The sequence below is a fragment of the Paractinoplanes toevensis genome, assembly GCF_018332695.1.
Taxonomy (GTDB): Bacteria; Actinomycetota; Actinomycetes; order Mycobacteriales; family Micromonosporaceae; genus Actinoplanes; species Actinoplanes toevensis.
The window spans coordinates 1-12,625 of record NZ_BOQN01000042.1 but is presented as its reverse complement, the minus strand read 5'-3'; the positions used below and the strand labels follow the sequence as shown (position 1 = coordinate 12,625).

At 68.7% G+C, this 12,625-nt stretch carries 10 protein-coding genes; 4 read left to right on the top strand and 6 right to left on the bottom strand.

Annotated elements, in window-relative coordinates:
• Positions 1–5: 5 nt before the first annotated feature.
• The 5 genes from Ato02nite_RS15195 to mqnC form a co-directional block, all read right to left on the bottom strand.
• Positions 6–371: an NADH-quinone oxidoreductase subunit A gene (locus Ato02nite_RS15195; protein ID WP_213007159.1), complete on the bottom strand. Its 366-nt coding sequence runs from the start codon at positions 369–371 to the stop codon at positions 6–8.
• A 79-nt stretch (positions 372–450) separates the two neighbouring features.
• Entirely contained in the window at positions 451–1,716 is a 1,266-nt protein-coding gene (locus tag Ato02nite_RS15190) for a geranylgeranyl reductase family protein (RefSeq protein ID WP_213007182.1), read from the bottom strand.
• A gap of 143 nt (positions 1,717–1,859) precedes the next feature.
• Positions 1,860–2,138 (bottom strand): hypothetical protein, encoded by a 279-nt coding sequence (locus tag Ato02nite_RS15185; protein WP_213007158.1) that lies wholly within the window; start codon positions 2,136–2,138, stop codon positions 1,860–1,862.
• Between the two features lie 48 nt (positions 2,139–2,186).
• Positions 2,187–2,933, bottom strand: a complete 747-nt coding sequence (locus Ato02nite_RS15180; RefSeq protein WP_213007157.1) for a demethylmenaquinone methyltransferase — start codon at positions 2,931–2,933, stop codon at positions 2,187–2,189.
• 234 nt (positions 2,934–3,167) lie between these two features.
• Positions 3,168–4,397, bottom strand: a complete 1,230-nt coding sequence (gene mqnC, locus Ato02nite_RS15175) for a cyclic dehypoxanthinyl futalosine synthase (protein ID WP_213007156.1) — start codon at positions 4,395–4,397, stop codon at positions 3,168–3,170.
• Positions 4,398–4,488: 91 nt separating this feature from the next.
• Here mqnC and Ato02nite_RS15170 point away from each other — a divergent pair, with 91 nt between their 5' ends.
• Complete coding sequence (locus Ato02nite_RS15170) at positions 4,489–7,371, top strand: DEAD/DEAH box helicase (protein WP_213007155.1); 2,883 nt, start codon at positions 4,489–4,491, stop codon at positions 7,369–7,371.
• Positions 7,371–8,219 (top strand): SWIM zinc finger family protein, encoded by an 849-nt coding sequence (locus tag Ato02nite_RS15165; protein ID WP_213007154.1) that lies wholly within the window; start codon positions 7,371–7,373, stop codon positions 8,217–8,219. The genes Ato02nite_RS15170 and Ato02nite_RS15165 overlap by 1 nt, the downstream gene beginning before the upstream one ends.
• A gap of 7 nt (positions 8,220–8,226) precedes the next feature.
• Here Ato02nite_RS15165 and Ato02nite_RS15160 read toward each other — a convergent pair whose 3' ends face one another.
• The gene (locus tag Ato02nite_RS15160) at positions 8,227–9,786 is read right to left on the bottom strand and encodes a beta-1,3-glucanase family protein (RefSeq protein WP_213007181.1); all 1,560 of its coding nucleotides are present in this window, start codon (positions 9,784–9,786) and stop codon (positions 8,227–8,229) included.
• Between the two features lie 203 nt (positions 9,787–9,989).
• Here Ato02nite_RS15160 and Ato02nite_RS15155 point away from each other — a divergent pair, with 203 nt between their 5' ends.
• Positions 9,990–10,937: an aldo/keto reductase gene (locus Ato02nite_RS15155; RefSeq protein WP_213007180.1), complete on the top strand. Its 948-nt coding sequence runs from the start codon at positions 9,990–9,992 to the stop codon at positions 10,935–10,937.
• Positions 10,938–11,041: 104 nt separating this feature from the next.
• On the top strand, positions 11,042–12,625 hold a 1,584-nt coding region (locus Ato02nite_RS15150), incomplete at its 3' end, for a hypothetical protein (RefSeq protein ID WP_213007153.1).

Here is a 12,625-nt window from a genome sequence, read left to right as displayed (position 1 = left end):
TCAGATCAGTCCCAGTTGAGTCCGCCGCGTCGCCACACGTACGTGTAGGCGATGAAGACGGTGACGATGAACAGGACCATTTCCACGAAGCCGAACACGCCCAGCGACCCGAAGGACACGGCCCACGGGTACAGGAAGATGGTCTCGATGTCGAAGATGATGAAGAGCATCGCGGTCAGGTAGAACCTCACCGGGAAGCGGCCGCCACCGATCGGCTGCGGCGCGGGCTCGATGCCGCACTCGTACGCGTCGAGCTTCGCCCGGTTGTAGCGCTTCGGGCCGACGATGGGCGCGATGCCCACCGAGAACAGCGCGAAGAGCATGCCCAGGATCAGCAGCCCCACGATCGGGACGTATGGGTTGAGAGTCATCATCTCTCCAACTCGACTGTTAGCCGCTTCACACTATTAATCCGATTCGGCCGTGCGTCGACCGGGGTGCCCCCTGTGCTCATACGGCCGGCGCCACCTTCGTCAGGCCATTGATGATCCGGTCCATGGCGTCGCCGCCACGGGGGTCGGTCAGGTTGGCCAGCAGTTTCAGTACGAACCGCATCAGCGTGGGGTGCGGCATGCCGTGCTTGGTAGCGAGGCGCATGATCTGTGGGTTACCGATCAACTTCACGAATACCCCACCTAGGCGGTAATAGCCGCCGAAACGCAGGCTCAACTCGGCCGGATAGGCCCGGAGAGCGCGTTCACGGTCGGCACCGGCGGGCCGGGCGAGCGCCTGAACGGCAACCTCCGCGGCCAGTTCGCCGGACTCCATGGCGTACGCGATGCCCTCGCCGTTCATCGGGTTGACCATGCCGCCCGAGTCGCCGACCAGCATCATGCCGCGGGTGTAATGCGGAACCCGGTTGAAGCCCATCGGCAGCGCGGCACCGAGGATCGGGCCGTCGGCGTTCTCCTCGCCGCGCATGCCCCACTCCTCGGGGGTGCCGGCCAGCCAGTCGGTCAGCAGCGAGCGGTAATTGGTCTTACCGAAGGCGTCCGACGAGTTCAGGATGCCGAGGCCGACGTTGACCCGGCCGTCACCGAGCCCGAAGATCCAGCCGTAACCGGGGAGCAGGTGGCCGTCGGCGGCGCTGCGCAGCTCCAGCCAGGACTCGAGGTAGTCGTCTTCGGCGCGCACCGGGGACTGGTAATACCGGCGGACCGCCACGCCGATGGGGCGGTCATCGCGCTTGGCCAGGCCCATGGCCAGCGGCATCTTGCCGGAGACGCCGTCGGCGGCGATCACCAGCGGAGCGCGGTACTCGATCGGCTCCTTGCCCGGGCCGACCTTGGCCGAGACACCGATGGCCCGGCCCTCGTCGTCGAGGACCGGGCCGGTGACGTTCACGCCGGTGCGCAACAGGGCTCCGGCCTCGACCGCTCGTTTGGCGAGCATGTCGTCGAAGTCGAGCCGGGTGCGGACCAGGCCGTAGTTGGGGAAGCTGGCCAGATCGGGCCAGTCGAGCTCGAGCCGGACCCCGCCGCCGATCACGCGCAGGCCACGGTTGTGCAGCCAGCCGGCCTTCTCCGAGGTGTCGACACCCATCCGGACGAGCTGACGCACGGCCCGCGGGGTCAGTCCGTCGCCACAGACCTTCTCGCGGGGGAACTCCGTTTTCTCCAGCAACAGGACGCGAAGACCGTGCCGCGCCATGTGGTAGGCCGCCGCGGAGCCACCGGGCCCCGCACCGACCACGATTACGTCTGCCTCGTCGCCGATCGGTGCTGACGGTCCAGCGGGCCCTGTTGTTTCGTGGCTCTGCACGGCACACCTCCGTCTCGTGCGGGCTCGTGAAACAGTTCACAAGCACGCCCAGATCGGAGTCTAGGACGGCCATCGAAACACGTTCGGGTTAGGCAACCCTAACTGTTTCGCACCGGTGAAATGCCCGATCCGCCTTCGGTCAAGGGCCGCTCAGGTTCATCTCGCGACTCTTGATCCAGGTATTCCCGAAACGTACCGTTCATTGCCCGATCAAGGGCGACGATCAGCTCATCTACTAGGTCTTGAGCCAGTTCGGGATCCTGCGCGGCCACCATCCGGATACGGGCGGCCAGCTCCATGCCGCGGCGCTCGCCTGCTTCGCTGTCATCAATCGCGATGTCGATGTCGGTGTCCTCGAGATGTCCGAAGGTCGTCATATCGGCAGCAAAACAGCTCTTTCTGGAGCTGTACGCCGAATGCCCGATTTATACCCGAGTGGCACGATGGAGCGCGACAATACCCCCGGTCAGGTTGCGCCAGCCGACCCGCGCCCACGGGCCCGATCCACCGATCTTGGCGGCCAGAGCGGCCTGGTCCGGCCAGGCGCGGATCGATTCCGCAAGATAGACGTACGCCTCCGGGTTGCTGGAGACGCCGCGGGCCACCGTCGGCAGCGACCGCATCAGGTACTGCAGGTAGACAGTACGGAACGCGGGGTTCAGCGGGTGGCTGAACTCGCAGACCACCAGCCGGCCGCCCGGTCGCGTCACCCGGCCGAGCTCGCGCAGCGCCCCCTCGGTGTCGACCACGTTGCGCAGCGCGAAGGAGATGGTCACCGCGTCGAAGGTGGCGTCCGGGAACGGCAGCCGCAACGCGTCCCCGGCCAGCAGCGGAACCTCGCGACCCGCGTGCCGCCCGGCCCGCAGCATGCCGGTCGAGATGTCGGCGCCGACCGCGAACGCCCCCGAGCGGGACAGCTCCTCGGTGGAGACACCGGTGCCGGCGCCCACGTCCAGGACCCGCTCGCCGGGGCGCAGTCCGAGCGCGGCCCGGGTCGCCCGGCGCCAGCCCCGGTCCTGGCCGAAGGAGAGCACGGTGTTGGTGAGGTCGTACCGCTTGGCCACGCCGTCGAACATCTCGGCGACCTCGTGCGGCTGCTTGTCCAGATCTGCGCGCGTCACGAGGTAACTCTGCCACTCGGAGAAAACAGAACAGGCGAGATGGTCACCCATCTCGCCTGTGCCTTATGCGTTATATAAACGACCGCCATCGGTCGGGTCCGCGACCGTCAAGCTCGCGCCTGACGTTCCAAGGAAGTTCTCAGACTTACGCGAGGAACGTAACCAGCGGGAACAGAGCGGGGTAGGGGTTTACGGCCCTCGTTACGAAGCAGCAATGACCCCCACGCCGCTTACCCGACCCCTACCTGACCGAACGGCCGATATCGACCCCCCGAAAGGGGGCCGTTACTTGGCGTCGACCAACGGAAGAGTCTTCTTGCCGGGCATCGCGATCGACGAGAAGTGACTCACGACACGATCATCGGTCGGGTCGTCGGCCTCGGTGCGGTGCACGGCCAGGTGGTTGTAGAGGGTGTCGCGCCAGGCCGGGATGCGGTCGGCGGTGCGGATCATCCAGATCAGCTCGTGCAGGTTGGACCGGTGCCGGGCGCCGGCCGAGGAGATCACGTTCTCCTCCAGCATGATCGAGCCCAGGTCGTCGACGCCCAGGTGCAGTGCCAGCTGGCCGACGTCCTTACCGGTGGTCAGCCAGGACGCCTGCAGGTGCGCGATGTTGTCGAAGAACAGCCGGGAGACCGCGATGAACCGCAGGTATTCCATCGTGGTGGCCTGGGTGCGGCCCTTCAGGTGGTTGTTCTCCGGCTGGTAGGTCCACGGGATGAAGGCCCGGAAGCCGCCCAGCTCGTGCGACGTCTCGACGGCCGTGTCCTGGTAGCCGTTGGCCACCGCGAGGTCCTGGCAGTCGCGGATCATCCGGATGTGCTCGATGCGCTCGGCGTGCGTCTCGCCGGTGCCCATCATCATGGTCGCGGTCGAGGACAGGCCGTTGCGGTGCGCAATGGTCATGACCTCGATCCAGCGCTCTCCGCTCTCCTTGAGCGGGGCGATCGCCTTCCGCGGCCGCTCCGGCAGCATCTCGGCACCGGCCCCGGCGATCGAGTCGAGCCCGGCCGCCTTGATCCGCAGGATCGCCTCCTCGATCGAGACGCCGTCGACCTTGGCCATGTGCAGGATCTCGCTGGGCCCGATCGAGTGGATCATGAGCTGTGGATAGGCCTCTTTGACCCCGGAGAACAGCGACTCGTAATAGGCCACCCCGAATTCCGGGTGGTGGCCGCCCTGGAGCATCACCTGGGTGGCGCCGAGGTCGATCGCCTCGCCGCACCGGCGCAGGATCTCCTCCATCGGGTGCGCCCAGCCGTCCTTGTGCTTGGGCGCGCGGAAGAAGGCGCAGAACTTGCAGGCCGTGACGCACACGTTGGTGTAGTTGATGTTGCGGTCGATCAGGTAGGTGACGACGTTGTCGGGGTAGCGGCGGCGCCGGACCGTGTCGGCCGCCTCACCCAGCGCGTGGAACGGCGCGTCGGTGTAGAGCAGCAGCGCCTCCTCGGGCGTGATCCGCCCGCCGTCGGCCGCGCGCTGCAGGATGTCGTCGATCTCCCGGTTCGCCGTCACGCCTCGAAGACTACGTCCCCGATCAGGTGCACGGCAGCGGCGAGGGTCACTGACGTCGTTAGTCTCTATGGCGGTCGTCAGGGGGTGGGTCTTGCTCGTAGTACAAGCCGGGTGGGTGCCCGGCACGGGGCTCGTGCTCTGGGCCGAGGACTTCTCGCCTCTCGATCAGGTTCTGCCGGGCGAGCCGAGGACGATCGCCCTGAAACTGCCCGGAACGACCCGCGGTCCGGTGCCGTCGGCCGAGCTGGCGACGGCGACCCGGATCAAGCTCCGCTCCTACGACGTGCCGGCCCTGCTGATCAGGGACGGGGCCGCGCTGGCCACGCTCGCCTCGGCGGACGACGCCGGCGACGAGTGGCTGGCCGGGCCCTCACTGCGCTACCTGGGCGTACTCGCCGGGTTTGCCTGTGATCTGGCCCGGCGCGGCCGCATGCTGCCGCAACTCGTGACCGAGGGCGGGGTGCCGACCGCCCGCTGGCGGCCGGTGATCACCGGCGGTGACGCGGCCGCCTACCGCGACTTCGCAGCCGGCATGCCCCCGGTGGTCCGGGCCAGCGGGGCCGGCCTGGGCCGCACCCTGCGGGACGCCCTGAACGTCCTGGTCGACGCGTCGGCGCGGACCCTGATGCCGGAGCGGCTGCTGCGCGGCCTTCGGCCTGGGCCGAAGGCCGAGCTCTCCGACCGGTGGGTCTCGGCGCTCACCGCGGATGACCCGGCGCTGCTCGGCGCGAAGCCGGCCGAGGTGCGCGAGCTGGGCGCGGCCCTCGGCGACTGGATGCGGGCCGCCAACGATGCGAACGGGCCGGTCCGGGTCAGTTTCCGGCTGAGCGAGCCGCTGCCCGGCGAGGACGAGTGGGGTCTCGAGTTCGCCCTGCAGTCGGCCGAGGACTCGGCCCTCTATCTGCCGGCCACCGAAGTGTGGGACGGCGCCCGCTTCCCCGGGATGCCGGCCCGGCCGGACGAGACGCTGCTGGCCGGGCTGGGCCGGGCGGTGCGGCTGTTCCCGCTGCTGCACGTGGCGCTCGGCGACCAGCAGCCGGCCGCGATGACGCTGGACACCGGCGAGGCGCACGAATTCCTCCGGCAGGCCGCGCCGCTGCTGCAGGCGGCCGGTTTCGGCGTCATGCTGCCGAAATGGGCCGGGCGCAAGGGCGTCGGCCTGAAGCTGACGACGCGTTCGAAGACCAGCTCGGCTAAGGCCCTGGCCGGCTCCGGGTTCGGGCTGGAGCAGCTCGTCGAGTTCCGGATCGATCTGGTCATCGGGGACAGCACGGTCACCGCCGAGGAGCTCGCCGAGCTGTCCCGGCTCAAGGTGCCGCTGGTCCGGGTGCGTGGCCAGTGGGTCGAGCTGGACGATCGGCAGCTGAAGGCCGCGCTCAAGGCGGTCGGCCGGCGCCGAGACGGCGAGATGACCGCCGGCGAGGTGCTGCAGCAGGTGATCGACGGCGGCGAGGAGGACCTGCCGCTCGTCGAGGTGGACGCGGACGGGACGCTCGGTGACCTGATCTCCGGGCAGGCGGCCGACCGGCTCGCCCCGATCGGCACGCCGCCCGGCTTCCAGGGGACGCTGCGTCCGTACCAGGAGCGTGGCCTGTCCTGGCTGCACTTCCTGGGCCGCCTCGGCCTGGGCGGCATCCTGGCCGACGACATGGGCCTGGGCAAGACGGCGCAGACGCTGTCACTGCTGGTGCAGGAGCGGTTGGACGGGACTCCGAAGCCCACGCTGCTCATCTGTCCGATGTCACTGGTCAGCAACTGGCAGAAGGAAGCTGCCCGGTTCGCCCCGCAGATCCGGACCTATATCCATCATGGAGCGTCGCGTAAGAAGGACGGCATCGAGACCGCCGACCTGGTGATCACCACCTACGGCACCGCGGTCCGCGACCTGGCGACACTGAAAGCCCAGGAATGGGAACGCGTCGTCTGCGACGAGGCGCAGGCCATCAAGAACAGCGGAACCCGTCAGGCCCAAGCCGTACGCGCCATTCCCGCGCGTACTCGTATTGCTCTCACCGGCACGCCGGTGGAGAACCACCTGGCCGAACTGTGGTCCATCATGGATTTCTGCAATCCGGGCTTTCTCGGTCCGGCGAAGCATTTCCGCCGGCGATTCCAGGAGCCGATCGAGGTACGCCAGGACGAACTGGCCGCCGAGGCGCTGAAGCGGGCGACCGGCCCGTTCGTGCTGCGCCGCCTCAAGACCGACAAGTCAATCATCTCGGACCTGCCGGAGAAGAACGAGATGAAGGTCTGGTGCACGCTCACGGCCGAGCAGGCCACGCTCTACCAGGCGGTGGTCGAGGACATGATGGCCACGATCGAGAAATCCGAGGGCATCGAGCGCCGCGGCAACGTGCTGGCCGCGATGACCAAGCTCAAGCAGGTCTGCAACCACCCGGTGCACCTGCTCAAGGACGGTTCCCGGCTGCCGTCCCGCTCGGGCAAGCTGGCCCGGCTCGAGGAGCTGGCCGCCGAGATCGTGGAGGACGGCGACAAGGCGCTGGTCTTCACGCAGTACGCCGAGTGGGGCACCATGCTGCAGCCCTACCTGGCCGCCCACCTGGACCGCCCGGTACTGTGGCTCCACGGTGGACTGTCGAAGGTGAAGCGAGACGCGCTGGTCGAGGAGTTCCAGACCGCCGACGAGCCGATGCTCTTCCTGCTCTCCCTCAAGGCGGCCGGCACTGGCCTCAACCTGACCGCCGCCAACCACGTCGTCCACTTCGACCGCTGGTGGAACCCGGCGGTGGAAGATCAGGCCACCGACCGCGCGTTCCGCATCGGACAGTCGCGCGACGTGCAGGTCCGCAAGTTCATCTGCACCGGGACGCTGGAGGAGAAGATCGACGCGATGATCGAGCGGAAGAAGGCGCTCGCCTCGTCGGTGGTCGGCACCGGCGAGGGCTGGATCACCGATCTCGGCACCGACCAGCTGCGCGAACTCTTCGAGCTCGACCTGGCGGGGGTGCGCTGATGCCGTTCGACCGGGACGGGAAGTTCTACGAGGCCGGCCGCGCGATCGAGGTCGACGGCGGGCTCGCGGTGCGGGCCAAGCGCGGCAAGATCGGCGAACAGTGGTGGTCGCGGCGCTTCGTCGACGTGCTGGAACGCGTCTGCGACGGCGGGCGGCTGGCCCGCGGGCGGGCCTACGCCCGCAAGGGCCAGGTCATGGACTTCCAACTCGCGGCGGGAAAGGTGACGGCCCGGGTGCAGGGTTCCCGACCCCAGCCGTACGCCGTCACGGTCACGATCGCGGCCTTCGACGAGACACAGTGGACTTCACTCACCGACGCGCTCGGTAGCCGCGCGCTGTATCGGGCCGCCCTGCTGGCCGGTGAGATGCCCCGCGAGATCATCGACGTCTTCGCCGAGCACGACCTGCCACTCTTCCCCGACAATTTGGACATTCACTGCAACTGTCCAGATTGGGGAGTGCCCTGCAAGCACGGCTCGGCGGTGCTCTACGTACTGGCCGAGGCGTTCGACGACGACCCGTTCCTGGTGCTGGCCTGGCGCGGACGCGACCGGGAGGCCCTGCTGGGCGCCCTGCGCGGCACTCCCGAACCGGTCGAGACGGTGGACCCGCTCGCGGTCGAGGAGACTCCGCTGGAGGAGGTCGCGCTGGCCGACTACTACTCCCCCGGCCTGTCACTGGGCCGGCTGCGCGAGCGGCCGTCCCGGGTGACCGCCCCGCCCGAACTGCTGCTGCGTGCGCTCGACGCGCCGCCGGTGCGGGTGCGGCACATTCCGCTGGTCGACGTGCTCAAGTCCGCCTACCGCGAGTTGGCGGAGCCGTCGTCCACGATGGACGACGGCTCCTGAGGGGAGTTCAGCCCTTGCGCCACTTCTGGTTCGAGGTGCCGGCGCAGTCCCACAGTTGCAGCTTCGCGCCGTCGTTCGCGTTCAGGTCGGCGATGTCGACGCACTTATTGGCCTGCGGGTTGACCAGGTCGCCGGCGGCGCTCAGCACGAACTGCTGAGCGCCGGTGCCGTTGCAGGTCCAGAGCTGGATCGCGGCGCCGTTCGCCGTCGAGCCGGAGGCCACATCCGCGCACTTGCCGCTCGGGCTGAGCAGCGTGCCGTTGGTGAACGACCACTTCTGCGCGTTGGTGCCGTTGCACGTCCACATCTGCAGCCGCGCGCCGTCCACGAAGCTCGAGTTCGGCACGTCGATGCACTTGTTGTTGAGGCTGCTGATCAGCGCGGTCGCGGTGGACGGCGGCGGCGTGGTGCCGCCACCACCGGTGAACGGCGACAACACGATCCCGGCCGAGCGCGGGTCACCGTCGTTGACCAGCGACTCGAAGTTGCCGACATCATCGAAGGCGAACGCGTACGCCTTGCCGTCGGTCATGTTGGCGTGGATCACCTTGGCGTACACATTGGTCGGATTGTTCTGGTAGAACGCGGCGGCGTTGGTGCTCGGCTGGGTGTCGACGGTGCCGAGCGTGCCACGGTTGAGCGCGGCGCACAGCGTGCGCGAGATCGGGCCCACCACCAGGTCGTTCGGTGCCGGGAGGTCACCGTCGCAGCCCCACACGCTGGCCGACGACGGGCGGTTGAACGACGCCACCTGGGCGCCCGAGGAGTTGGTGAAGTTCATGACGTTGCCCGATGTACGCCCGAAGTATTTGGTGTTGGGTTGGTCTCCGAACGGCACCACGGTCAGCGTCTTGCTGCTGTAGGCGCTCCACGCGCTCGCGATGTACGAGTCGAGATAGTTGGCGCTCAGCAGGCCCGAACCGGCCGCCTTGCCCGGCGAGAGCACCCGCAGCACGGTCCCGTCGGAGCGGGTGTAGACCGTGTTCGCCCAGCCCGACGTGCCCTTGATCGTGTTGATCACGTTGGTCCGGCCGTTCGCGACCATGTCGCCGGTGCGCTTGGTGACACCGTTGCTGCCGGTCACGGTCACCGCGTGCGGCACCGCGAACATGTCGACCTGCGAGCTGTTCAGCCACAGACCGGAGTCGTTGTAGGTGAACTCGCTCCAGTCGAACAGGATGTTGTAGTTGGCGTCGCCGGACGCCCACGGCGCCGGCTGGACGAGCCCGTCCGGGGTGAGGAAGAACTTCAGCTTCTCGCCGAACGAGAAGTAGACCCGGCCGGAGAAGCCGCGCGGGAAGTTGATCGTCGTGCTGCCGCCGTTGCCGGCGCCGGGGATCGACACGTCCGGTGCGGGCGAGGGCGGGAGCTGCCCGCCGCTCCATGCGGTGAAGGTGCCGGCCTGGTTGACGTAGCCGAGCCGGCCGGAGGAGAGCTGCACGCCGATGACGTACAGGTAGACCGCGTCGCCGCGGCCGGTGCTGTTGGAAACGGTGACCGGCAGGAGGTTGGGACCGACGGCTTGCGCCGCCGATGGGGAGACGGCCGCGGCGACCGGGATGGTCATGGCCAGCGCGGCGAGAGCACGCAGGACGGTACGCACGGGGAACACCTCTTTCCGTACGGGGATCGGCTGAGGTTCCTTCTGGGGGAGAGCGCTCTCACAGAGTGAATATTGTTAACAAGGTGTGTCAATAGACGGTTACGGATGTCCGGTGCGCGCGGGCAAACGACGCGTCAAACGGGCATTAGGCTCGGATCATGAGTGACATGAGCTACCGCCGGCTGGGCACCTCGGGTCTGGTCGTCTCGGTCGTCGGCATCGGCTGCAACAACTTCGGCCGCAAGCTCGACGCGGACGGCACCAGGGAAGTCGTAGACGCGGCCATCGACGCCGGCATCACCCTGTTCGACACCGCCGACATCTACGGCACCCCGCACGGCGCCTCCGAGGAATGCCTCGGCGCCGCCCTGAAGGGCCGCCGCGACGACGTCATCGTGGCCACCAAGTTCGGCATGGACATGGAAGGCCTCAACGGCAACGACTTCGACGCCCGCGGCTCCCGGCGCTACATCGTGCGCGCGGTCGAGGCCTCCCTGCGCCGCCTCGAAACCGACTACATCGACCTCTACCAGATGCACCAGCCCGACGAGTCCACGCCGATCGACGAGACCCTCGCCGCCCTCGACGACCTGGTCCGCTCGGGCAAGGTGCGCTACCTGGGCAACTCCAACTTCGCCGGCTGGCAGATCGCCGACGCCGACTGGATCGCCCGGGCCGCCGGGCACACCCCGTTCATCAGCGCGCAGAACCGCTACAGCCTGCTCCAGCGCTACGTCGAGGACGAGGTGGTGCCGGCCTGCGAGCAGTTCGGCCTCGGCCTGCTGCCGTTCTTCCCGCTCGACTCCGGCCTGCTGTCCGGCAAGTACACGCGCGGCGAGCGGGCACCGGTCGGCACCCGGCTGTCCCAGGACCGCTACCAACGGGTGCTCGCCGACGCCGACTGGGACACCATCGAGCGGCTGACCGCCTTCGGTGAGGAGCGCGGGCACAGCCTGCTCGAGGTCGCCATCGCCGGTCTGGCGGCACGACCCGCTGTGACCAGCGTCATCGCCGGTGCCACCAGCGCCGCCCAGGTCCAGGCCAACGCCGCCGCCGCAAACTGGCAGCTCAGCGTGGATGACGTGGCCGCCCTGGACGCCGCACTCAACGGCTGATCCGGCAACACCCGTCCGGGCTCGTCCCAACGGGCGGTGCGATTTCGTAGCGTTTGGCTGATAGCTTCGCCAGCGCACCGACCGCCGCCCGTTGGGATGATCCATTGCCCGCTGTCGTCCGCCCGCGCGTTCTGCTCCGGCACCTGCCGTTGCTGGTCGTCCTGGCCGGGGCCATCGGACTGCGCGTCGCGTACGTGCTGACCTACCCGTACGCGTTCTTCTTCCCCGACAGCCGCCCCTACATGGAGTCGGCCTACCTGAGCACGCCCAACCCGGCCCGCCCGTACGGGTACTCCTGGCTGCTCAAACCCTTCCTGCACGTGTCCTACGAACAGGTGGCGATCGCCCAGCACATCCTCGGCGTCGTCCTGCTCGTCGCCGGCTACGCGTTCCTGGTCCGGCGCGGTTGCAAACCGTGGCCGGCCGCGCTCGCCGTGCTGCCGTTCGCCGTCGACGCGCGGGTGCTCACCCTCGAACACTTCGTGCTGGCCGAAACCGCCTACATCACGCTGACCGCCGGCGGACTGTTCCTGCTCGCCTGGCGCCCGAAGCTGGGCTGGCTCGCGGCGGCACTGGCCGGCACGCTGCTCGGCTTCGCCGCGGTGACCCGCTCGGTCGGCCTGCCGATCCTCGCGCTGGCCGCCGCCTACCTGGTGATCCGCCGGGTCGGCTGGATCCGGCTGGTCGCCTTCACGCTGCCGGTCGTCGGGTTCCTCGGCGGCTACCTGATCTGGTACCACCAGTTCACCGGCGTCTACTCGTTCGGGCAGTACAGCGGACGCTTCCTCTACGGCCGGGTGATGCCCATCGCCGACTGCGACAAGCTGAAACTCACCGCCGACCAGCGCGAACTCTGCATGCCGGACGCCCCGCCGACCTGGGTGCAGCGCCCCGACAACTACATCTGGAGCGCGCTCAGCCCCGCCCGCCGCCTCTACCCCTCCGAGACCAGCGACAAAATCCTGGGCGACTTCGCCAACACGGTGATCAAACAGCGCCCCGGGGCCTACCTCGGCATGGTCGCCGAACAATCCTGGTGGCACCTGACCTGGCGCCCCCCACTCAACTCGGACGCCGAATGCCTGGCCCGCATCTGGCTCCCACCGGCCAAGGTGGGCACCGACTGCGTGGCGCGCTACTACACACCCGCCGCCCGGCCCGACAAGATGCCGCCCCCGCACTTCCTGACGGCAAATCCGGACGCCAACCGCTTCCAGGCGTACGGCAAGGTAGTCACCACGCCCGGCCCGCTCTACGCCGTCGGGATGCTGGCGGCGATCGTCGCCGCGTGCTGGCGGCCACGCCGCCGGCCGTGGCGCGAGGCCGCCGACGCGTTGCTCTTCACCGGGGCGGGCTTCGGGTTGCTGGTGGTCAGCGTGGCCACCAGCCTTTTCGACTACCGGTACGCGGAACCCGCGGTCCTGCTGATCCCGATCGGCCTGGCCCTGTCAGCGACCCGAATAGCCGCGGTATCCCGAAAACCACTCCCGGCAATCCCCCGACAGCGAACCTCCGAAGCCGACCCCGACGCCACGCCCCCGATCGCACCGCAACCCGCGCCCGACGCCGAGGACATCCCACAGCCGAAGATCAAAGCCGGGTCCGAGGCACAGGCCGAAGCCGACCCGCAGGCCGGGTCCGAGACACAGCCGCAGGCCGGAGCCAAAGCGCAGGCCGGGTCCGTGCCG